19 protein-coding genes and 7 tRNA genes are annotated in these 21,728 nt (G+C 67.1%); 19 read left to right on the top strand and 7 right to left on the bottom strand.

All coding sequences use genetic code 11. The features are described from left to right. Positions 1-5: 5 nt before the first annotated feature. From KU887_RS11000 to KU887_RS10990, 3 genes are all read left to right on the top strand, one after another. Positions 6-1,103 carry an ABC transporter permease gene (locus tag KU887_RS11000; RefSeq protein ID WP_060265321.1) on the top strand — a complete coding sequence of 366 codons (1,098 nt, stop codon included), beginning with the start codon at positions 6-8 and terminating at the stop codon, positions 1,101-1,103. Next, positions 1,100-2,722, top strand: a complete 1,623-nt coding sequence (locus KU887_RS10995; protein WP_212203417.1) for an ABC transporter ATP-binding protein — start codon at positions 1,100-1,102, stop codon at positions 2,720-2,722. Before KU887_RS11000 ends, KU887_RS10995 begins: the two co-directional genes overlap by 4 nt. A gap of 128 nt (positions 2,723-2,850) precedes the next feature. After that, the gene (locus KU887_RS10990) at positions 2,851-3,525 is read left to right on the top strand and encodes a C40 family peptidase (protein ID WP_006481953.1); all 675 of its coding nucleotides are present in this window, start codon (positions 2,851-2,853) and stop codon (positions 3,523-3,525) included. 153 nt (positions 3,526-3,678) lie between these two features. Here the strand turns inward: KU887_RS10990 and KU887_RS10985 are convergent, their stop codons facing one another. After that, the gene (locus KU887_RS10985; protein WP_006481941.1) at positions 3,679-4,596 is read right to left on the bottom strand and encodes a patatin-like phospholipase family protein; all 918 of its coding nucleotides are present in this window, start codon (positions 4,594-4,596) and stop codon (positions 3,679-3,681) included. 279 nt (positions 4,597-4,875) lie between these two features. Here KU887_RS10985 and gltX point away from each other — a divergent pair, with 279 nt between their 5' ends. The 9 genes from gltX to KU887_RS10940 all read left to right on the top strand — a co-directional run bounded on the left by gltX (position 4,876) and on the right by KU887_RS10940 (position 8,450). Next, positions 4,876-6,285 (top strand): glutamate--tRNA ligase, encoded by a 1,410-nt coding sequence (gene gltX, locus KU887_RS10980; protein ID WP_006481951.1) that lies wholly within the window; start codon positions 4,876-4,878, stop codon positions 6,283-6,285. 129 nt (positions 6,286-6,414) lie between these two features. Further along, a tRNA-Ala gene (locus KU887_RS10975) sits at positions 6,415-6,490 on the top strand. 137 nt (positions 6,491-6,627) lie between these two features. Next, positions 6,628-6,703: transfer RNA gene (locus tag KU887_RS10970), tRNA-Glu, on the top strand. Between the two features lie 78 nt (positions 6,704-6,781). After that, positions 6,782-6,858 (top strand) — tRNA-Asp (locus tag KU887_RS10965). Positions 6,859-6,921: 63 nt separating this feature from the next. Then, positions 6,922-6,997, top strand: a tRNA-Glu gene (locus KU887_RS10960). Positions 6,998-7,076: 79 nt separating this feature from the next. Next, positions 7,077-7,153, top strand: a tRNA-Asp gene (locus KU887_RS10955). A gap of 65 nt (positions 7,154-7,218) precedes the next feature. After that, positions 7,219-7,294 (top strand) — tRNA-Glu (locus tag KU887_RS10950). Between the two features lie 73 nt (positions 7,295-7,367). Next, a tRNA-Asp gene (locus tag KU887_RS10945) sits at positions 7,368-7,444 on the top strand. A gap of 541 nt (positions 7,445-7,985) precedes the next feature. Further along, positions 7,986-8,450 (top strand): GNAT family N-acetyltransferase, encoded by a 465-nt coding sequence (locus tag KU887_RS10940; protein ID WP_006481948.1) that lies wholly within the window; start codon positions 7,986-7,988, stop codon positions 8,448-8,450. A 25-nt stretch (positions 8,451-8,475) separates the two neighbouring features. Here the strand turns inward: KU887_RS10940 and KU887_RS10935 are convergent, their stop codons facing one another. After that, positions 8,476-9,360: a helix-turn-helix domain-containing protein gene (locus KU887_RS10935; protein ID WP_006498664.1), complete on the bottom strand. Its 885-nt coding sequence runs from the start codon at positions 9,358-9,360 to the stop codon at positions 8,476-8,478. A 267-nt stretch (positions 9,361-9,627) separates the two neighbouring features. Between KU887_RS10935 and KU887_RS10930 the strand changes: the two genes are divergently transcribed. After that, complete coding sequence (locus KU887_RS10930; protein ID WP_006481949.1) at positions 9,628-10,041, top strand: gamma-glutamylcyclotransferase; 414 nt, start codon at positions 9,628-9,630, stop codon at positions 10,039-10,041. Positions 10,042-10,174: 133 nt separating this feature from the next. Here KU887_RS10930 and aceB read toward each other — a convergent pair whose 3' ends face one another. Then, the gene (gene aceB, locus KU887_RS10925; RefSeq protein ID WP_006481940.1) at positions 10,175-11,767 is read right to left on the bottom strand and encodes a malate synthase A; all 1,593 of its coding nucleotides are present in this window, start codon (positions 11,765-11,767) and stop codon (positions 10,175-10,177) included. Between the two features lie 65 nt (positions 11,768-11,832). After that, positions 11,833-12,594 carry a haloacid dehalogenase type II gene (locus KU887_RS10920; RefSeq protein WP_006498665.1) on the bottom strand — a complete coding sequence of 254 codons (762 nt, stop codon included), beginning with the start codon at positions 12,592-12,594 and terminating at the stop codon, positions 11,833-11,835. A 154-nt stretch (positions 12,595-12,748) separates the two neighbouring features. Here KU887_RS10920 and KU887_RS10915 point away from each other — a divergent pair, with 154 nt between their 5' ends. Together KU887_RS10915 and KU887_RS10910 are read left to right on the top strand one after the other, a co-directional pair. Beyond that, the gene (locus KU887_RS10915) at positions 12,749-13,654 is read left to right on the top strand and encodes a LysR family transcriptional regulator (protein WP_006481938.1); all 906 of its coding nucleotides are present in this window, start codon (positions 12,749-12,751) and stop codon (positions 13,652-13,654) included. Between the two features lie 165 nt (positions 13,655-13,819). Then, complete coding sequence (locus tag KU887_RS10910; RefSeq protein ID WP_006481942.1) at positions 13,820-14,254, top strand: universal stress protein; 435 nt, start codon at positions 13,820-13,822, stop codon at positions 14,252-14,254. Between the two features lie 211 nt (positions 14,255-14,465). Here the strand turns inward: KU887_RS10910 and aceA are convergent, their stop codons facing one another. The 3 genes from aceA to KU887_RS10895 form a co-directional block, all read right to left on the bottom strand. Beyond that, a complete protein-coding gene (gene aceA / locus KU887_RS10905; protein WP_006498666.1) occupies positions 14,466-15,773 on the bottom strand; it encodes an isocitrate lyase in 1,308 nt (435 codons plus the stop codon). 390 nt (positions 15,774-16,163) lie between these two features. Then, the gene (locus tag KU887_RS10900) at positions 16,164-17,708 is read right to left on the bottom strand and encodes a DEAD/DEAH box helicase (RefSeq protein WP_006498667.1); all 1,545 of its coding nucleotides are present in this window, start codon (positions 17,706-17,708) and stop codon (positions 16,164-16,166) included. Positions 17,709-18,065: 357 nt separating this feature from the next. Further along, positions 18,066-18,335: an acyl-CoA-binding protein gene (locus KU887_RS10895; RefSeq protein WP_006478462.1), complete on the bottom strand. Its 270-nt coding sequence runs from the start codon at positions 18,333-18,335 to the stop codon at positions 18,066-18,068. 147 nt (positions 18,336-18,482) lie between these two features. On the opposite strand from KU887_RS10895, the gene tsaB reads away from it, so the two are divergent. Genes tsaB through KU887_RS10875 form a run of 4 tightly spaced genes read left to right on the top strand, consistent with a single transcriptional unit; the run spans position 18,483 to position 21,727 of the window. Continuing rightward, the gene (tsaB, locus tag KU887_RS10890) at positions 18,483-19,250 is read left to right on the top strand and encodes a tRNA (adenosine(37)-N6)-threonylcarbamoyltransferase complex dimerization subunit type 1 TsaB (RefSeq protein ID WP_048989261.1); all 768 of its coding nucleotides are present in this window, start codon (positions 18,483-18,485) and stop codon (positions 19,248-19,250) included. Continuing rightward, complete coding sequence (gene rimI / locus KU887_RS10885; RefSeq protein WP_006486170.1) at positions 19,247-19,747, top strand: ribosomal protein S18-alanine N-acetyltransferase; 501 nt, start codon at positions 19,247-19,249, stop codon at positions 19,745-19,747. Before tsaB ends, rimI begins: the two co-directional genes overlap by 4 nt. Further along, positions 19,734-20,765 carry a uracil-DNA glycosylase gene (locus tag KU887_RS10880; protein WP_034201580.1) on the top strand — a complete coding sequence of 344 codons (1,032 nt, stop codon included), beginning with the start codon at positions 19,734-19,736 and terminating at the stop codon, positions 20,763-20,765. Before rimI ends, KU887_RS10880 begins: the two co-directional genes overlap by 14 nt. Further along, positions 20,762-21,727 carry a DUF1853 family protein gene (locus KU887_RS10875; RefSeq protein ID WP_006498670.1) on the top strand — a complete coding sequence of 322 codons (966 nt, stop codon included), beginning with the start codon at positions 20,762-20,764 and terminating at the stop codon, positions 21,725-21,727. The genes KU887_RS10880 and KU887_RS10875 overlap by 4 nt, the downstream gene beginning before the upstream one ends. Position 21,728: the final 1 nt, after the last annotated feature.

The following is a 21,728-nucleotide window of genomic DNA, read 5'->3' as shown; positions in this document are numbered from 1 at the left end:
GCGCGATGAACCGGGCCGTCGCCTCTTCCCGTATCGACGCCGCGCGGGCGCGCGTGTCGCCGTCGCCCGCCCGCCGCGTGTGGCAGCGCTTCAGGCAGCAGCGCGTCGGCTACTGGAGCTTCGTGATCTTCGTCGTGGCCTTTGCCGCGAGCCTCGCGGCGCCGCTGTGGTCGAACGACAAGCCGCTCGTCGTGCGCTACGACGGCCAGACCTATTTCCCGATGTTCCATGCGTACCCGGAGACGACCTTCGGCGGCGATTTCCCGACGCCGGCCGACTATCTCGATCCGTATGTGCGCAAGCGGCTCGAGGCGCCCGGCAACTTCGTCGTCTATCCGCCGAACCGCTATTACTACGACACGCTGAACTACTTCTCGAACGTACCGAACCCGGCGCCGCCGTCGCGCGAGAACTGGCTCGGCACCGACGCGCAGGGCCGCGACCTGCTCGCGCGGCTCGTGTACGGGTTCCGCGTGTCGGTCGAGTTCGGGCTGATCCTGACCGTGATCGGCACGCTGCTCGGGATCGCCGCGGGCGCCGTGCAGGGCTTCTTCGGCGGACGCATCGACATCGTCGGGCAGCGGCTGATCGAGATCTGGAGCTCGCTGCCGGAGCTGTACCTGCTGATCATCTTCGCGTCGATCTTCGAGCCGAGCTTCCTGCTGCTGATCGTGCTGCTGTCGCTGTTCGGCTGGATCGGGCTCGCCGACTACGTACGCGCGGAATTCCTGCGCAACCGCACCCAGGACTACGTGCGCGCGGCGCGCGCGATGGGGCTGACGAACTGGCAGATCATCTGGCGCCACGTCCTGCCGAACAGTCTCACGCCGGTGATCACGTTCCTGCCGTTCCGGATGAGCGGGTCGATCCTCGCGCTGACGAGCCTCGATTTCCTCGGGCTCGGCGTGCCGCCGCCGACGCCGAGCCTCGGCGAACTGCTCGCGCAGGGCAAGGGCAACCTCGACGCATGGTGGATCTCGCTGTCGACCTTCGGCGTGCTGGTCGCGACGCTGCTGCTGCTGACCTTCATGGGCGACGCGCTGCGCAACGCGCTCGACACGCGGATCGCCGACTCGGTGCGCGCCGCGGGAGGCCAGCGATGAGCACATCGACCGTATCGACGCAGCACGAGCCGCTGCTGTCGCTCGAGCGTCTGCACGTACGCTTCGGCGACACGGTCGCGGTGGAGGACGTGACGCTCGCGATCGGGCGCGGCGAGCGGGTCGCGCTCGTTGGCGAGTCGGGGTCCGGCAAGAGCGTGACCGCGCTGTCGATCCTGCGGCTGCTGCGCGACGCCGAAGTGAGCGGCGCGATCCGCTTCGCCGGGCAGGATCTGGTCGCCAAGAGCGAGCGCGAGATGCGCGGGCTGCGCGGCTCGGACATCGCGATGATCTTCCAGGAGCCGATGACGGCGCTCAACCCGCTGTATACGATCGGCGTGCAGATCGGCGAGACGATCGTGCTGCACGACGGCGTCTCGGCCGTGGAGGCGCGCAAGCGCGCGATCGCGCTGCTCGCGCGCACCGGTATCGCGGAGCCGGAGAAGCGCGTCGACAGTTACCCGCACCAGTTGTCGGGCGGCCAGCGACAACGCGCGATGATCGCGATGGCGCTCGCGTGCCGGCCGCGCCTGCTGCTGGCCGACGAGCCGACCACCGCGCTCGACGTGACGATCCGCGCGCAGATCGTCGATCTGCTGCTGGAGCTGCAGCGCGAGGAAGCGGAAAAGCGCGGGATGGCGATCCTGTTGATCACGCACGACCTGAATCTCGTGCGGCACTTCGCGCAGCGCGTCGCGGTGATGGAGCACGGCCGGCTCGTCGAGAGCGGGCCGGTCGAGCGGATCTTCACGGCGCCCGAGCATCCGTATACACAGCGGCTGCTGAACAGCCGGCCGCAACGCGCGGTCACGCCGGTGATGCCGATCGCACCCGTGGTGCTCGACGCGCGCCACGTGAGCGTGCAGTTCGCGCGCAAGCGGCCGGGCTTCGCCGGCTGGTTCGGCACGGTGCCGGTGACGGCCGTGGCCGACGTGTCGGTGTCGGTGCGGCAGGGCGAAACGCTCGGCATCGTCGGCGAATCGGGCTCTGGAAAGTCGACGCTCGCGATGGCGTTGCTCGGGCTGCAGAAGACGGCCGGCGGCGAGATCGAATTCCAGGGGCGCGCGCTGTCGACCTATCGCGGCCGTGAACAGACCGCGCTGCGCTCGAACATGCAGGTGGTCTTTCAGGATCCATTCAGTTCGCTTTCGCCGCGTCACACGATCGAGCGGATCGTCGGCGAGGGGCTCGAGCTGCATCGCCCGGACATGACGCCCGACGCGCGCCGCGCGAAGTCGCTCGCAGTGCTGCGCGAAGTCGGCCTCGACCGCACGGTGCTGCACCGTTATCCGCACGAATTCTCGGGGGGGCAGCGCCAGCGGATCGCGATCGCGCGCGCGCTGGTGCTGGAGCCGCGCATCCTGATCCTCGACGAGCCGACGTCGGCGCTCGACGTGTCGATCCAGCAGCAGGTGCTGAAGCTGCTCGCGAATTTGCAACAGAAATACAACCTCGGCTACGTGTTCATCAGTCACGACCTGGAGGTGATTGGCGCGATGGCGCACCGCGTCGCGGTGATGCAGGACGGCGCGGTCGTCGAGTCGGGGGAGGTGTCCGACGTCTTCACCAGACCGTCACATCCTTACACACAAAAGCTGTTGAAAGCGGTCTGGAAAGCGTGATAGGCGTCCAATGGTCTGACCATCTCGATTGTATTTTTTAATTTGTTTTGACAAACGATTACGCGCTGGCTAGTATCGACCGAAATTTTCCGCCAATCAGCTGATTTTTAAGCAAATTCCATCGACCAATGCAGCATCGATCCCTGACCCAGGCATGCGCGCGCACCATCGCCGGGCTGTTCATCGGCGCCCTGTTCGCAGCAGCTCCCGGCGCGTTCGCCGACGAAGTCAGCAGTTTTAACCAGAATGTCACCAATTCGACTCAGATCGGGTCGGGTTCCTCCCTCCAGCAGACCAGCGCGCAGCCGTCGAGCGGCGGCGCGAAGTCGTTCCTTGCCGGCATGGCGGGCAAGGCCGGCGACGTGGTGGTCGGCGCGCTGAACATGATCGGCGTGCGGTATCGCTGGGGCGGCAACTCGCCGGATTCGGGCCTCGACTGCAGCGGCTTCGTGCGCTACGTGTTCCAGGACACGCTCGGCATGTCGCTGCCGCGTCGCGCGGAAGAAATGAGCCGCGTCGGCGAGAAGGTGAGCATGAGCAACCTGAAGCCGGGCGATCTCGTGTTCTTCAACACGATGCGCCGCACGTTCTCGCACGTCGGCATCTACATCGGCGACAACAAGTTCGTGCACTCGCCGTCGACGGGCAGCACGGTGCGCGTCGACGATCTCGACAGCGGCTACTGGGAAAAGCGTTTCACCGGCGCGCGCCGGATCGAATCGGAATTCCCGATGAAGCCCGAAGACCTGCGTCAGCGCGTGCGCGCGACGATCGGCGACGATTCGGCGAACGGCAACAACTGACGTTTGCCGGTCGGTCGGGCCGGACGATAAAAAACCCTGTCACCGAAAGGTGGCAGGGTTTTTTGTTTTGGGGCGGGCGTTGGCGACGAAGCCGAAGCCTTTCCGTCGGTGGCCGGGACGCGGCGTGTGCCGTGGCCGCCCGCCCATCGTGGCTTACGCGGCGGCCGTCACGCCGCGCGCCGCCGCGAGCTTGCGCTGCAGTTCCGGCATGATGCGCGCGACCGCTTCCTCGCCCGCGAGGATCGCCGCGTTGCGCTGGTTGAAGTCGCTGCCGCCCATCGCCGCGAGGTTCGGGCGAATCACGACGTCCGCGTACTTGTCGAGCTCGTAGGTCTTGATCGTCTGGCCCATGATCGTGAAGGTCTGCAGCAGCATCTCGATTGGGTTGTTGGTCGCCGCGCCGTCCGGTCGGGCCGAGATGTCGACCGCGATCACGAAGCTCGCGCCCATCTTGCGCGCGAACGACGCCGGCACCGGGCTCACCAACCCGCCGTCCACATATTCGCGATTGCCGATCTTCACCGGCTCGAACACCGACGGCACGCTGCACGACGCGCGCACCGCGAGCCCGGTGTTGCCCTGCTGGAACAGGATCGGCTGGCCGCTTTGCAGGTCCGTCGCGACGATGCCGAGCGGCTTCGCCATCTTCTCGATCGGTCGGTTGTTGAGCGTCTTGTTCAGGAAGTTCTGCAGCGCGACGCCTTGCAGCAGGCCGCGCGAGCGAAACGGCAGCGCCCAGTCGCTGATCGACGCCTGGTCCATGTCGAGCGCGATCTTGTTGATCTGCAGCGCGTTCATGCCGGACGCGTAGAGCGCGCCGACCACCGAGCCCGCGCTCGTCCCGGCGACGAGCTCGATCGGGATGCCGCGCGCCTCGAGCGCCTTCAGCACGCCGATGTGCGAGAAGCCGCGCGCGGCGCCGCCGCCGAGCGCGATGCCGATCTTGACGGGTTTCTCCTGCGGCGGTGCCGTGCCGGGGCGGGACTTGTCGCCGAAGGACGTACAGGCGGCGAGGCTGGCGGACGCGCACGCGATCGTGAAGTGGCGGCGCGACAGGCGAGGGGACGACATCGAATGGTTCTCCGGCGGCTTGGCGGCGGGTTACACGGCCCGCGGCGGCGATAGGTTCCGAGCGGCCGCGCAGGAGGTTCCGTGCGGCCGGCGCCGCGCCGGCTGGCGGCCGCGGCGCGCACATCATAAAGCAAGCGGTGCGCTTGGCGCGATGTCCGGCGCGAGTATAATTCCGGCTTCTTTCCCGTTCCGGGCGCCGCCGGCTCCGTTGCTGTCCGGGCTGCCGTCGTCGTCCCGCGTCGAATCATTCATGCGCCCCAGGCGTTCGAGTTACCGTTTATGACCCGTCCTGTCCGTACCCGCTTCGCGCCGAGTCCCACCGGCTTCATCCACCTCGGCAACATCCGCTCCGCACTCTATCCGTGGGCGTTCGCCCGCAAGATGAAAGGCACGTTCGTGCTGCGCATCGAGGATACCGACGTCGAGCGCTCGTCGCAGGAAGCGGTCGATGCGATCCTCGAAGGGATGCAATGGCTCGGGCTGGATTTCGACGAAGGCCCGATCTACCAGATGCAGCGGATGGATCGCTATCGCGAAGTGCTCGCGCAGATGCTCGAGAAGGGTCTCGCCTATCCGTGCTACATGTCGGCCGAGGAACTCGACGCGCTGCGCGAACGCCAGCGCGAAGCCGGCCTGAAGCCGCGCTACGACGGTACGTGGCGTCCGGAGCCCGGCAAGGTGCTGCCGGAGCCGCCGGCCGGCGTGAAGCCGGTGCTGCGCTTCCGCAATCCGCTGACGGGCACGGTCGTGTGGGACGACGCGGTGAAGGGGCGTGTCGAGATCTCGAACGAGGAACTCGACGACCTCGTGATCGCGCGCCCGGACGGCACGCCGATCTACAACTTCTGCGTGGTGGTGGACGACATGGACATGGGCATCACGCACGTGATCCGTGGCGACGACCACGTGAACAACACGCCGCGCCAGATCAACATCCTGAATGCGCTCGGCGGCGAGCCGCCCGTCTATGCGCACCTGCCGACCGTGCTGAACGAGCAGGGCGAGAAGATGAGCAAGCGGCATGGCGCGATGAGCGTGATGGCGTACCGCGACGCGGGCTTCCTGCCGGAAGCCGTCGTCAACTATCTCGCGCGTCTCGGCTGGTCGCACGGTGACGCCGAGATCTTCTCGCGCGAGCAGTTCGTCGAATGGTTCGATCTCGAGCATCTCGGCAAGTCGCCCGCGCAGTACGACCACAGCAAGCTGAGCTGGCTGAACGCGCATTACATCAAGGAAGCCGACAACGCGCGCCTTGCCGAACTCGCGAAGCCGTTCCTCGACGCACTCGGCATCGATGACGCGGCGATCGCGACGGGCCCCGCGCTCGACGCGGTGGTCGGCCTGATGAAGGATCGTGCGACGACGGTCAAGGAGATCGCGGAAGGCGCGACGATGTTCTACCGCGTGCCGGCGCCCGAGGCCGATGCGCTCGCGCAGCACGTGACCGATGCGGTGCGCCCGGCGCTGGCCGATCTCGTCGCCGCGCTGAAGGCGGCCGACTGGACGAAGGAAGCAGTATCCGCGGCGTTGAAGGCGACGCTCGCCGCACACAAGCTGAAGATGCCGCAGCTCGCGATGCCGGTGCGCCTGCTGGTGGCGGGCACGACGCACACGCCGTCGATCGACGCGGTGCTCGTGCTGTTCGGTCGCGACGTCGTGGTGTCGCGCATCGAGGCCGCGCTGGCCTGACGTTCGTGCGTGCGCGAAGCCGTCCGCGCATGCGCGCGCGGCGGCTTCGCAAAAAATTTCGTGCGAATCGTAAAAAGGGTATTTACAAGTTCGAAATCGGTCCATATAATCTCATTTCTGTTCTGCAAGGGGGGTATAGCTCAGCTGGGAGAGCGCTTGCATGGCATGCAAGAGGTCAGCGGTTCGATCCCGCTTACCTCCACCAACAGAACAAACCGAATTGATTGGCGAAGCAGCGGTAGTAATAAATGCTTCACAAAATGATTCAAAGCAGTTAGAATTTCGGCCTTCGCTGTTGACCAGAAGTGAATAGCGAAAGTCAGACAAATCTGAAAAGATTTTGTCCCCTTCGTCTAGAGGCCTAGGACATCACCCTTTCACGGTGAGTACAGGGGTTCGAATCCCCTAGGGGACGCCAGATTCAGCGGCGTTTCATAGAAGTGTCGCGAGGCTTGCAGGAACGTAACCGACGTCCTGCAGGTTGGGTAAGAAAGCTGGAGCGGTAGTTCAGTCGGTTAGAATACCGGCCTGTCACGCCGGGGGTCGCGGGTTCGAGTCCCGTCCGCTCCGCCAGAACGAAGCCCGTTCAAGACGTTTTTGAGCGGGCTTTTGTATTAAAGATGTAAGCAGTACGTTGTCCCCTTCGTCTAGAGGCCTAGGACATCACCCTTTCACGGTGAGTACAGGGGTTCGAATCCCCTAGGGGACGCCAGATTCAGCGGCGTTTCGTAGAAGTGTCGCAGCGTGTGCAGGAACGTGACGAGATCCTGCAGGCGATGGTGCAGAAAGCTGGAGCGGTAGTTCAGTTGGTTAGAATACCGGCCTGTCACGCCGGGGGTCGCGGGTTCGAGCCCCGTCCGCTCCGCCAGAACGAAGCCCGTTCAAAAAGCGTTTTTGAACGGGCTTTCTCGTTAAAGATGTAAGCAGTACGTTGTCCCCTTCGTCTAGAGGCCTAGGACATCACCCTTTCACGGTGAGTACAGGGGTTCGAATCCCCTAGGGGACGCCAGATTTCGGCGTCGTTCGAACAAACGACGCGCCGGCAGGAAGTAACCGACGCCTGCCAGGCAAGCAGCAAGACTGGAGCGGTAGTTCAGTCGGTTAGAATACCGGCCTGTCACGCCGGGGGTCGCGGGTTCGAGTCCCGTCCGCTCCGCCAGAAAATGAAGAAGCCCGCCTTGTGCGGGCTTTTTCATTTGCATCGTGCGTCGTGCCCGCTTGCGGGCAGTGTGACGGCGGGGCGGAGGAAGCCGCCTGCGCGGCTTCCGGCGGGACTCGAAGGGCTGCGCTTGCAAGCGCAGCCGCGGCCTGCGGAATGTAGGCGAGTCCCGTCCGCTCCGCCAGAAAATGAAGAAGCCCGCCTTGTGCGGGCTTTTTCATTTGCATCGTGCGTCGTGCCCGCTTGCGGGCAGTGTGACGGCGGGGCGGAGGAAGCCGCCTGCGCGGCTTCCGGCGGGACTCGAAGGGCTGCGCTTGCAAGCGCAGCCGCGGCCTGCGGAATGTAGGCGAGTCTCGTCCGCTCCGCCAGAAAATGAAGAAGCCCGCCTCGTGCGGGCTTTTTCATTTGCATCGTGCGTCGTGCCTTCCGTTCGCCCCTCACCACGCGTGCTACATCGCGCACCGCGTCCTACGAGAAATTCGCGATTGCATCCGCACGCGACTGCGCTATCGTGGCGGGATGCGTTTCTGACTCCTGCGCGATGCTCGATCCGACCGACCTGCGACTCCTGTATCAGCTCCGGCCCGCGGAGCCCGGCGATTTTCCGTATGCCGAAGCGTTGACGCACGGCAACATGGGCGGCTACTACAAGCGCCATGGGCTCGTGTGGCGCAGCGACCTGTTCTATGCGAGCTGGCGCGAATCCGAGAACTTCATCCTCGAGGCCGACGGCGAGCGCATCGGCGTGCTGCGCGTGACCGAGGAGGGCGATTCGCTGCACATCCGCGACGTGCAGATCGCGGCCGGCCATCGCGGCCAGGGCGCTGGCACCTACATGCTCGAGATGTCGCATCGTTGGGCACGGGCGCGCGGTCTGCATGAACTGCAGTTGCGCGTATTCGTCGACAACCCTGCCGCGCGTCTGTACCTGCGCATGGGTTACCAGGTCACCGGGCCGCGGCTCGCGCAGCTCGGCTCGATCCGTCATATGGTGCGGCCGGTCTGACGATCCGGCACGCCACGGCGCGCATTCAGCGCATCGTGTCGAGCGCGCCGTCGTCGTCGTCCGGCGTCTCGTTATCCGCGACGCTGCCTTCCGGGCCGCGATGCTCGTAGCCGCGCAGCATGAACGCGCGCGGGCTTTCGCCGAAGGCGCGGCGGAACATGGCCGAGAACGCGCTCTGGCTCTGGTAGCCGAGTTCGCGCGCGATATGCGACAGCGGACGCCCCTGGTTCAACAGCGGAATCGCCCGCGCCAGCAGCGCCTGCTGGCGCCACTGCGAAAAGCTCACGCCTAGTTCCTGCTTGAAGAGCCGCGATATCGTGCGCGTGCTCGCGCCGACCTCGCTCGCCCAGTGTTCGAGCGACTCCGCATGCGCGGGATGCGCGAGTACCGATTCGCACAGCAGGCGCAACCGTTTCTCGTCGGGCATCGGCACCGCGAGCGGCAGCGGCTCGGCATGACTCAGTTCGTCGAGCACGAGCCCGCACAGCAGGCGCTCGCGCGCGGTGCTCAGGTCGCGTGCGTCGAGTGCGACGATCAGTTCGCGCAGCAACCCCGTCACCTCGACGACGCGGCATGCATCGAGCCCGTCCGGCACGATCGACTCGTCGATATACAGCGTGCGCAAATAGGCCTCTTCGACGATCATGACCTCGTGCGTCACGTGCGGCGGCACCCAGATCGCGCGGGACGGCGGCACCATCCAGGTCGTGCCGGTCGTCGCGACGCGCAGCACGCCGCGCGACGCGTATGCGAGCTGCGCCCACGCATGCGTGTGCAGCGGGATGCGGCGGCCGGCATCGACCTGCCGCGCGCGCACACGCATCGGATGGACGGCGGTCGGCGCGAATTCCGGCGGGATGTCGATGACGTCGTACGGTTTCGATACGTCGGCTGGGGCGGGCGGATTCATGAACGGTTCGGGCGGCGCGGCGGCGATGCCGTTATTTTAGAAGGCGCAGCGCAAGCGCATGCGGCGGTTTTCGGGCCATCATGCCGGGTGCAAATGAACTTTGTGTGGGCCTTGGCGCATGCGGGGCGGCTCCCCACGTCGGCGCGCGCCGACGGTTCGAACCATCGGGCCGGTATCGGGGTCTATCGATGCGTGCGCCATGTCGGGCCCATCGCGCGCCGATCGCACGCAAATACGGCAACACACGAATCGAAGAGGAGAACCACGATGCGCCACGTATTCGTCTATGGCACCTTGAGAGCCGGACAGGCCAACGACATCGGCCATGCGGCCGCCCGCCACGGCATCGCCGCGCCGACGCTGCTGGGCGCGGCCGCGCTGCCGGGCGAACTGTACGATTTCGGCACGTATCCGGGCATGATCGCCGGGCCGGCCGGCAAGTCGCTGGTGTGGGGCGACGTCTACGAGGTCGACGAGCAGCTCGTCCCGGTGCTCGACGAGATCGAGCGCGTGTATCCGGGCGTCGACTCGCTGTTCAAGCCGGAAGAGGTGATCGTCGAGCTCGGCGGCCGGCAATATGCCTGCCTGTATTATCCGGTCGCCGCACATGCGGCAGCCGGGCGTCCGCGCATCGCGTCGGGCGACTGGGTTCAGCACCGGCGCGAGCAGGAAGCCGCCTGAGCGCGCCTGCCGGCGGCGGTTGAATTCGCCACACAAGAAAAAAAGCGCCCCGCGGGGCGCTTTTTTCATGCCGTCACCGCGTGCGAGCGGCGGCACGGCGTGGGCCGGCCGTCGAGCGCATCGGACAGGCGCGTCAGATTTCCTCGTACAGCGGCAGCGTCAGGAATTCGGTGAAGCCTTCCGACGTCGACATCTGCTCGAAGATCGCCGCGGCGCGTTCGTACGGCTGCGTGTTGCCGCCGACCGCGCGCTTCACGTTGTCGAGCTCGATCTTCGCGAATTCACGCACGAGTTCGGCCGTGACCTTGCGGCCGTCGTCGAGCACGCCCTTCGGCGAACGGATCCACTGCCACACCTGCGAGCGGGAAATCTCGGCCGTCGCCGCATCTTCCATCAGGTTGTGGATCGGCACGCAGCCGTTGCCGTCGAGCCATGCGCCGAGGTAGTGAATCCCGACGTTGATGTTGTTGCGCAGGCCGGCTTCGGTGATCGGCGCTTCCGGCTGGAAGTCGAGCAGGTTCTTGCCTTCGACCTGCACGTCGTCGCGCTGCTTCGCGATCTGGTTCGGCTTGTCGCCGAGCACCTTGACGAACTCTTCCATCGCGATCGGCACGAGGCCCGGGTGCGCGACCCAGCCGCCGTCGTAGCCGTCGGTCGCGTCGCGCTGCTTGTCCGAGCGCACGCCGCCCATCGCCTTGTCGTTCGCTTCCGGATCGTTCTTGATCGGGATCAGCGCGCTCATCCCGCCGATCGCCGGCGCGTTGCGCTTGTGGCAGGTCTTCAGCAGCAGCAGCGCGTACGCCCGCATGAACGGCACCGTCATCGTGATCTTCGAGCGGTCGGCCAGGCAGAAGTCGCGGTCGTTCTTGAACTTCTTGATCGCCGAGAAGATGTAGTCCCAGCGGCCGGCGTTCAGGCCCGAGCTGTGTTCGCGCAGTTCGTACAGGATCTCGTCCATCTCGAACGCGGCGAGGATCGTCTCGATCAGCACCGTCGCGCGGATCGTGCCGCGCGGCACGCCGACCGCTTCCTGCGCGGCGACGAAGATGTCGTTCCACAGGCGCGCCTCGAGATGGCTTTCCATCTTCGGCAGGTAGAAGTACGGGCCCGACCCGCGCGCGAGCAGTTCCTTCGCGTTGTGGAACAGGAACAGCGCGAAATCGAAGATGCCGCCGGACACGCGCTGGCCGTCGACCGTCACGTGCTTTTCGTCGAGGTGCCAGCCGCGCGGACGCACGATCAGCGTCGCGACCTTGTCGTTCAGCTTGTACGACTTGCCGTTCTGTTCGAGCGAGATCGTGCGGCGGACCGCGTCCTTCAGGTTGATCTGGCCGTCGATCTGGTTCGTCCAGCTCGGCGCGTTCGAATCCTCGAAGTCCGTCATGTACGAATCGGCGCCCGAGTTCAGCGCGTTGATGATCATCTTGCGCTCGACGGGGCCCGTGATCTCGACCCGGCGGCATTGCAGGTCCGCCGGCAGCGGCGCGACCTTCCAGTCGCCTTCGCGAATCGCCTTCGTCTCGGCCAGGAAGTCGGGGCGCTCGCCCGCGTCCAGGCGTTTCGTCCGCTCGACGCGCGCCTGCAGCAGCGCCTGGCGGCGGGGCTCGAACGTGCGGTGCAGCGCCGCGACGAGTGCCAGCGCGTCGGGCGTCAGGATGGCTTCGTAACCCGGCTTGATTTCGCCGGTGATCGTCATGCCTTGCGGCAGCGTGATCGGGGTGCTCATGAGTCTCATCTCCTTGGTCGGTCAGTTGCGGTTTCGGTGAAGGGGGAAGGCGGCAGCTGCGAGCGTCATGCACCCGGGCCGGGGCGCGTGCGGTTCGCAGGTTTGCCGGACGGAGCCGGGGTGGCGAGGAAGGCGAGCAGGTCGGCCATGCCGGTGCCCGTGCCGTCGGGCGGCGCGCCGAGTTCCTCGGCGGGCGCGCCCGTGCGGTTGAGCCAGAACGTCGTGTAGCCGAACCAGGTGGCGCCGGCGACGTCCCACGCGTTCGACGACACGAACACGATGCCGCGCCGGTTCGCCCCGAACGCGGCGGTGCCGAGCGCGTAGGCGGCCGGGCTCGGCTTGTACGCGCGCACGGTGTCGGCTGACAGCACGCGATCGAACAGCCCGGACATGCCGGCGCTCTTGATCGCGATGTCGAGCATCTGCGGGGTGCCGTTGGACAGGATCGCGAGCGGCGGGCGCGGTTCGAGCGCGCGCAGCTTGCGCAACGCGGGCACCGTGTCGGGATAGGTCGACAGGCACGCGTATTCGTCCATCAAGCGCTTCTCGGCCGCGCTGTTCAGCGCGAGCCCGAGCCGGCGCGCGGCGAACCGCAGCGCATCGAGCGTGATGTCCCGGAACGGGCGGTAGCGGGCGCCGGCCGGATCGGCGAGCGTGCGCAACTGCGAGTATTCGATCTGCTTGCGTCGCCACAGCTGCGACAACCGTTCCCCGTGACCGGGAAACATCTGCTCTGCCGCGGCCAGCACGGCACGCACGTCGAACAACGTGCCGAAAGCGTCGAAGAGAATGGCGTCGGGAGAGGAGAGTGTCGTTGTGGCCGACATAGCCTTGCGCTCCAGTTTCAGAGGTCGGGTCGATTCTATTCGTGATCGAAGGTGCTAAAAAAGACGCTAATCATCACTTGATCTTTTACTTTCATATACCTAATCTTGAGCGGCTCACGCTATTTGAAGGGCGGCGATGCCGTCGCCGAGAGTCATGGACCGGTTCAAACAGATCGAAACGTTCGCCGCGGTCGCGGCGAAAGGCAGCCTGTCGGCGGCGGCGCATGCGGAAGGCGTCGCGCCGGCGATCATCGGGCGCCGCCTCGACGCGCTCGAGGAGCGGCTCGGCGTCAAGCTGCTGGTGCGCACGACGCGCAAGCTCACGCTGACGTTCGAGGGCTCGGCATTCCTCGAGGATTGCCAGCGCATCATCAACGACATGCAGAACGCGGAAGCGAGCGTGTCCGCCGGCGGCGTCAAGGCGAGCGGCCACCTGCGGATTTCCGCGCCGGCCGGCTTCGGCCGCCGGCACGTCGCACCGCTCGTGCCCGAATTCAGCGTCGGGCACCCGGACGTGTCGGTCACGCTCGACCTGTCCGACCGGATGGTCGATCTCGTCAACGAAGGGTTCGATTGCGCGGTGCGGCTCGGCGAGCTGCCCGACTCGTCGCTGGTGTCGCTGAAGCTCGGCGAGAATCGCCGCGTGTGCGTCGCGTCTCCCGCATATCTCGCGCGGCGCGGCACGCCGGTCACGCTCGCGGAACTGGCGCGGCACAACTGCCTGGCCCTGGCGGCGAACGCGAACCAGCAGCGCGGCTGGGCGTTCCAGGAGGACGACAAGGTCGTGTCGATCCGCGTGAACGGCACGATGGAATGCTCGGACGGCGCGGTGCTGCACGAGTGGTGCCTCGCAGGCCATGGCCTCGCGTGGCGCTCGTGGTGGGAAGTCGGCGAGGACATCGCGGCCGGGCGGCTCGTCAGCGTGCTCGACGCGTTCGCCGCGCCGCCGATCGGCATCCACGCGGTGTTTCCGCAGCGCCGGCATCTGCCGCTGCGGGTGCGCCTGTTTCTCGATTACCTGAAGCACACGTACGAGCGGCCCGGTTATTGGGGCGAATAGGCGGGGGCGACGCGCGCCCGCGTGTTTCCGATATGAGGGCGAACCCGCTGGCGGTGCGGCTGGCGCGATTTCGCACACTACAATCGTAAGAGGCATGCGCGTCGTGTCGCGGCGGGCTCGGCTGGAGCCGCGGCGCGCGGCGTGCGATTGACGAAGGAGGGCGCGATGTTCCGGCACATCCTCGTTCCAACCGACGGTTCCGAACTGTCGCAGAAGGCGATCGACGGTGCGATCGACCTGGCTCGTGCGGTCAGCGCGCGCGTGACGGCCTACGCGTGCCTGCCGCAATATCCGTACTCGCCGTTTTCCGAAGTGATCATCGAGCCGCCCGCCGATTTCCGCGCGCGCAGCGAGCGCGAGGCGCGTGCGCATCTCGACGAGGTGGAAGCGGCCGCGCAGGCGGCCGGGGTCGAGTGCGACACGTGGACGAGCGTGCACCCGTCGCCGTATCTCGGCATCATCGAGGCGGCCGAACGCGGGGGGTGCGACGTGATCTTCATGGCGTCCCACGGACGCCGCGGGCTCGGCAGCCTGTTGATCGGCAGCGAGACGCAGCGCGTGCTGACCCATACGAAAATTCCGGTGATCGTCTATCGGTAGGGCAGCGCCGGCCGTGGCCAGGCGGGCTGCACCGTAGAAAAAGGGCGCGCCGGACGAAGCCGGCGCGCATCGTTGCTGGCGGCCCGCAGGCCGCGCGGCCGGTCGCGCGATCGGTGTCGCGCGCCTGCCGTCTCCTCCCTGATTGTTGTTCCGGTGGCCGATGCCGCGGCGGCGCGAGACGCGGCAGGCATCGGCGTCACGCCTGGGCGTGTTACGCGACCTTCTTGCCGTCGAAGAACTGTTCGTCCTCGGTCGACCCGTGCAGCGCGGTCGTCGACGCTTCGCGCTCGACCGTCTGCGTGACCGCGTCGAAGTAGCCCGTGCCGACCTCGCGCTGGTGCTTGACGGCCGTGAAGCCCTTGTCGGCGGCCGCGAACTCGGCCTGCTGCAGTTCGACGAATGCGCTCATCTGCGTGCGGGCATAGCCGTGCGCGAGGTTGAACATCGAGTAGTTCAGCGCATGGAAGCCGGCCAGCGTGATGAACTGGAACTTGTAGCCCATCGCGCCGAGCTCCTTCTGGAACTTCGCGATCGTCGCGTCGTCGAGGTTCTTCTTCCAGTTGAACGACGGCGAGCAGTTGTACGACAGCAGCTTGCCCGGGAACTGCTTGTGGATCGCTTCCGCGAACTTCTTCGCGTACTCGAGATCCGGCTTGCCGGTTTCGCACCAGATCAGGTCGGCGTACGGTGCGTACGCGAGGCCGCGCGAGATCGCCTGTTCGAGGCCCGGCTTCGTGCGGAAGAAGCCTTCGACCGTGCGCTCGCCGGTCAGGAACGGCTTGTCGTTGTCGTCGACGTCGGATGTGATCAGGTCGGCGGCTTCCGCGTCGGTGCGGGCCACCAGCACGGTCGGCGTACCCATCACGTCAGCCGCGAGACGCGCGGCCGACAGCTTCGCGACGGCTTCGCGCGTCGGCACGAGCACCTTGCCGCCCATGTGGCCGCACTTCTTCACCGACGCGAGCTGGTCCTCGAAGTGAACGCCCGACGCACCGGCCTCGATCATCGCCTTCATCAGTTCGAACGCGTTGAGCACGCCGCCGAAACCGGCTTCCGCATCGGCGACGATCGGCGCGAAGAAATCGACGTAGCCTTCGTCGCCCGGATTCTTGCCTTCCGACCACTGGATCTGGTCGGCGCGCGTGAGCGTGTTGTTGATGCGCTTGACGACGAGCGGCACCGAGTTCGCCGGGTACAGCGACTGGTCCGGGTACATTTCGCCCGCGACGTTCGCGTCGCCGGCGACTTGCCAGCCGGACAGGTAGATGGCCTTCAGGCCGGCCTTGACCTGCTGCATCGCCTGGTTGCCGGTCAGCGCGCCGAGTGCGTTGACGAACGGCTCGTTGTTGATGAGGTTCCACAGTTTTTCCGCGCCGCGCTTGGCCAGCGTGTGCTCGATCGGGATCGAGCCGCGCAGGCGGACCACGTCCTCAGCCAAGTAGCCGCGCTTGATGCCCTTCCAGCGCGGATCGGTTTCCCATTGCTGCTGCAGTTCCTGTGCCTGTTGCTGACGCGACATGATGAGCTCCTTGATGCGAGGTATGCGTGACGGTCCGAATCCGACGGGGTGATGCTGTTCGCGAGGGAAGCGAGGCGTTCCGTTCCGCGAGGTCTTGTATAAGAGTCTAGGCAAATCGTCGGGAGCGAAACAGGGGCTATCGCGGGAAGTGTCGATTTTTTTAGTTGTTTTGAATCAATGGGTTGCTTGCATCATTTCGAGATAAGAAATGCATTTTCCTATCCCGCAATCACACGGGTTGTGCCGTGCAGCATGATTTTTTACGACACAAAAAAATTTCCCGCATCGTGAAATTTCGACAAGGCGAAAAAAAACCGGCGCGGATGCGCCGGTTGGCTGGATGGGCAGGGCGCCGATCCGCGGGGCGGCCGCGGGGCCGCCCGGGTGTGCTTACGATGCCGAATTGCTGCGGCGCGGGCCGCCGCTGCGTTGACCGTCGCGACGCGGGCCGCCGTCACGGCTGCCGCCCGGCTTGCCGCTCCAGCCGCCGCCATTGCCGCCGCCGTAGCTGCGGCCGTTGCCGTTGCCGCCATAACCGCCGCCCGGCTTGCCGCCGAAACGACGACCGCCGTTACCGCCGCCCGGACGGCCGCGGCCGCCGTTGCCGCCGTTACGCGGGGGCGCCTTGCGCGGCTCGAAACCTTCGATCACGTTGACCGGCAGCGGCGAGCGCACGAAGCGCTCGATGCGCTTGAGCGCGCCTTGCTCGGCGTGGTGCACGAGGCTCACCGCGATACCCGAACGGCCCGCGCGGCCGGTACGGCCAATACGGTGCACGTAGTCTTCCGCGAACTTCGGCAGGTCGTAGTTGAACACGTGCGTGATGCCCGGGATGTCGATGCCGCGTGCCGCGACGTCGGTGGCCACCAGCACGCGCACGCGGCGCTCGCGCAGCGCACGGATCGTGCGGTTACGCGCGCCCTGCGGCAGGTCGCCGTGCAGCGCGGCCGATTCGAAACCTGCGTCGGCAAGACGGCCGGCGAGCTGGTCGGCATCGATCTTGGTCGCCGTGAAGATGATCGCCTGGTCGAGCGCGTCGTCGCGCAGCAGGTGATCGAGCAGGCGATCCTTGTGATCGCGGTCGTCGACGTAATGGACGGTCTGCGCGATGTTCGCGCGCGATTCCAGGCGCTGCTGGATCTCGATGCGCTCGGGGTCCTTCAGCAGGCGGCTCGTCAGCGAACCGATCTTGCCGTCGAGCGTGGCCGAGAACAGCATCGTCTGGCGCGTGTCCGGCGTGGCGTCGACGATCGTTTCGATGTCTTCGATGAAGCCCATGTCGAGCATGCGGTCGGCTTCGTCGAGCACGAGCATCTTCAGTTCGGACAGGTCGATGCGGCCGCGCTCGAGGTGATCGAGCAGGCGGCCCGGCGTGGCAACCAGGATTTCCGGGTTCTTCGCGAGCAGCATCAGCTGCTGGCCGTACGCGACGCCGCCGAGGATGCTGACCGTGCGCAGGCGCTTCAGGTGCTTGCCGTACGTCGAGGCGGCCGTCGTGACCTGCATCGCGAGTTCGCGGGTCGGCGTCAGCACGAGCAGGCCCGGGCGCGCGACGGGTTGCGGGCGGCGCGCGCGGCGGTCGCCCTGGTTCGGTTCACGCGGCGCGCGCGGTTGCTGCGCCTGCGTCTTCTGGAGCTGCGCGAAACGTTCGATCGCGGGCAGCATGAATGCGGCGGTCTTGCCCGAACCGGTCGGGCTCGACACCAGCAGGTCGCGGCCGGCGATGCCGGCCGGAATCGCGCGCTGCTGGACCGGCGTCGGCTTCACGTAGCCGGCGGCCTGCAGCGCGGAGACGATCTCCGGCGACAACCCGAGCGACGCGAAGCTCGGCTCGTCCGACGCCGGTTCGACCGCGGCCGGTGCGGCGGCGTCGTCGAGACCGAGCGCCTGGTCGGCGATCGCGTTGAGCGGGCTGGAGTTGATGCTCGAAGTCATAACAATCCTTGAAACACAGTGGGTGAAACGTCGGCGCCAATCGCGCATACCCAAGTCGTCGGATTCAGCGAGCAAATCGGGAAACGGGTGCAATCCGCCGAACCGTCGGCGGATGAGGCATTAGAAGCTGTTTTGGGTGCGGCGCGCTTCAGGAGCGGGGCCGCCAGCCTAGTTGACGACCGCAAGGGTCGAAGCAGGAGGGGACAGGTTCTAAACCGGATTGGAGCTTAACGCTACGAGGCGTCGGGCCGGAACGGCTTGCGAGCCGAGCGCGGGAGGTGACGCAGGCCGCATTATAAAGAAATTTGCTGCGCTGCGCCACTGATTTGATTGCCGATTGCGGCGGCGTCGATTCCGTCAGGACGCCGTGCCGTTTTTCAGCGATTCGACGAGTTCGATGTACTGCTGCTTCGCCGCATCCTGCGATGTGCCCTTCAGCGCTTCCCAGGCATCGTACTTGTATTTGCCGACGATGTCGGTGAAACCCGGCTTGTCGCCGTGCGCGTCGCCGTCGGTCGCCTGCTTGAAGAGCGCGTACAGGCGCAGCAAGGTCAGGTTGCCCGGCCGTTCCGTCAGTTGCTTGACGTCGATCTGGGCCTGGTCGAATTGGGCGGTGAGTTCGCTCATCGGGTGTCTCCGTAAGGGTTTCAGATCGGCCGATCTTAACAAGCGGACCGTCGCGCGGGGTCGAGCGATCCTTCCAAACCGCCGCCGGCGCCGCCCGTGCGCACAGATCGGGCCCGATCGCCCGTGGGAGCGGGGCGGCGCATTACAATGTCGGCCATGACGCAAACAGTGCTCCTCGCCATCGATACGTCGACCGAATACTGCTCGGTCGCGCTGCTGCGCTCGGCCCACGCCGATGACGCCGTTTCCACCCCGCAAACCTGGGTCCGTCACGAGCCGACGGGCGCCGTGTCGAGCACGCGCGTGCTGCCGGCGATCCAGGAACTCTTCGCCGAATCCGGGCTGACGCTCGCCGATTGCGACGCGATCGCGTTCGGCGCGGGCCCCGGCTCGTTCACCGGCCTGCGGACCGCGACGGGCATTACCCAGGGCCTCGCGTTCGGGGCCGGGCTGCCGGTCGTGCCGATCGGCACGCTGCTCGCGTGCGCCGAGCATGCGCGCCTGCGCGCACCCGGCACGACCCGCGTGCTCGCCGCGCTCGACGCGCGGATGGATGAAGCGTACTGGGCGGATTTCGCGTGGGACGACGGCATCGGCGACTGGCGCACGCTGCAGCCGGCGTCGCTCGACGCACCGGGCGCCGTCGGCGTACCCGACGTGCCGTTCACGCTCGCCGGCAATGCGGCTGCCGCGTTCGGCGCGCAGTTGCCGGCCGCCGCACGGGCGGCCGCGATCGACGGCGACGCGATGCCGCACGCACTGGCGGTCGCGCATGCGGCGCTGCGTGCGTTCCGTGCCGGACGTGCGGTGCCGGCCGACCAGGCCGCGCCCGAGTACGTGCGCGACAAGGTCGCGCAGACGACTGCCGAGCGCATCGCGGCACGGGCCGCGCAGACGGGCGGAGCGAAGGGATGACGGGCGTCCTGCTGAGCGACCGCTATCTGGCGCCGATGACGGACGCCGATCTCGACGAGGTCGTCGCGATCGAGCACGTCGCGTACGAGTTCCCGTGGAGCCGCGGCAACTTCGAGGATTCGTTGCGCAACGGCTATCTGGGCGTATGCCTGCGGCACGTGACGGGGTCGCTCGTCGGCTATTGCGTGCTGATGCCCGTGATCGACGAGATGCATCTGCTGAACCTGTGCGTCGCGCCGGCCGCGCAGCATGCGGGCGCGGGCCTCGCGCTGCTGCGCGAGGCCGTGCGCATTTCGCGCGCGGAGGGGCTCGACGGCGTGCTGCTCGAAGTGCGGCCGTCGAATCCGCGAGCGATCCATCTGTACGAGCGCTTCGGCTTCGTGACGATCGGCCGGCGCAAGAACTACTATCCGGCGAAGCATCGCAGCCGGGAGGACGCGATCGTGATGCGTCTGACGCTGAACAAGGACGAGGGGGACGCGCATGGCATGGGCTGAAGCGGCGCTCGAGGAACTGGGCCTCGCGCAGATCTGGGTGCGGCGCGGGCAGCGCGCGGATGAAGGCGCGGCAGCCGAAGCGCCTGCCGTCGCACCAACCGCGGCGGCCGACGACGGTTCGGCCGTCGCGGTCGAGCGGCCGGTGCGTGCAGCGCATGCGCCGGTGCAGGGCGATGCGCCGACGGCGGTCCCGCGTGGCGCTGCCGAGGGCTTGCCGGCGCGCGAGTCGCGGGCGCCGGCGCACGGTGTCGTCGACGGCGATCGTCCGCGCGCGCAGGCTGCATCGCCCGCATCGACCGATACGATGCCGCCGACGGGCGATGCGCCGCCGGCGGCAGACGACGATTTCGCGTGGTTCGACGCGGCGCCGCCGGGCGAATCCGTGCCCGTGCCGGCCGCCGAATCGCGCCCCGCCGGCGCACCGGTCGCCGCGCTCGACTGGGATGCGCTGGCCGCCCGCGTGGCCGACTGCACGCTGTGCCGTCTGTGCGAGAAGCGGACCAACACCGTGTTCGGCGTCGGCGATCGCGAAGCGGACTGGATGCTGATCGGCGAAGCGCCGGGCGAGAACGAGGACAAGCAGGGCGAGCCGTTCGTCGGCCAGGCCGGCAAGCTGCTCGACAACATGCTGCAGTCGCTGTCGCTCAAGCGCGGCGACAACGTTTACATCGCGAACGTGATCAAGTGCCGGCCGCCCGGCAACCGCAACCCGGAGCCGGACGAAGTCGCGAGCTGCGAGCCGTATCTGCAGCGCCAGGTCGCGCTCGTGAAGCCGAAGCTGATCGTCGCGCTCGGCCGTTTCGCGGCGCAGACGCTGCTGAAGACGGACGCGAGCATCGCGTCGCTGCGCGGCCGCGTGCATGCGTACGAAGGCGTGCCGGTGATCGTCACCTACCACCCGGCCTATCTGTTGCGCAGCCTGCAGGACAAGTCGAAGGCGTGGGCCGACCTGTGCCTCGCGCGCAATACGTTCCGGCGTGCGGAAGGCGCCGACGCGAACGGCCCGGCCGGGCAATGACGAGCGACGCGGCGTTCGCATTCGTCGACACGCTGCATGACGTCGCGGTGCGCGATCTGGGCTGGCTGCTGGCCAGCCCGAGCCTGCTCACCGCGGTACCGGGCGCGCCGCTCGCGTGCCCATGGCCGGATGCGGCGGGCCAAGCGGCCGTCGAGGCGTGGCTCGCCGCGCTCGATGCGCAGCCGGGGCCGCTGCATCGCGCGCTCGACGGATTTCGGCCCACCCGGCTGGGCCGCTACGCCGAATGCCTGCTCGAGTACTTCCTGACGCACGGGCCGTCGCTGCGGCTCGTCGCGGCCAATCTGCCACTGCGCAGCAACGGCCGCACGCTCGGCGAAGTCGATTTTCTCGTCGATGCGCCGGACGGCCGGCGCCTGCACTGGGAACTCGCGGTGAAGTGTTATCTGTGCGCGCCGGTCCGCGACGGCGCGTCGCTCGCCGATTTCGTCGGCCCCAATCTCGTCGACCGGTTCGATCGCAAGCGCAGCCGGCTGCTCGACCATCAGTTGCGGCTCGGCGAACACGACGGCTTTGCCCGGCTCGGCTACGGCGCGCCGTCCGATGCGCAGATGTTCATCAAGGGCTGGCTGTTCCATCCGCACGGTGCGCCGGTGCCGCCGGTGTCCGCCGAAATCGCGCCGGATCACCCGCGCGGTTTCTGGCTGACGCACGCGCAGTGGCCGGCGTGGGCGGCCGCGCAGCGGGACGGCGCGGCATGGAGCGTGTTGCCGAGACTGGCGTGGCTGGCGCCGCGGCGGGCTGCCGCCGACGCGGGTTTCGCGCCCGAGCCGCTGGCGCGCGCGCTGGCGTTGCCGCCCGTGCTGGCGACGCGCCAAGCGCCTGATCTGATCGCGGTCCATGAGAAGGGTAGTGACGGCACGTGGCGCGAGACGGCGCGCGGTTTCGTCGTGCCCGACGACTGGCCGGTGCGCGCGCAGGCGTTCGCGGCGCAGGATCACTGAC

Origin of the sequence: Burkholderia sp. EMB26 (genome assembly GCF_024730645.1) — a bacterium.
GTDB classification, from domain to species: Bacteria; Pseudomonadota; Gammaproteobacteria; order Burkholderiales; family Burkholderiaceae; genus Burkholderia; species Burkholderia cenocepacia.
The sequence above is the reverse complement of the archived record's forward strand: the minus strand, read 5'-3'. Positions and strand labels throughout refer to the sequence as shown.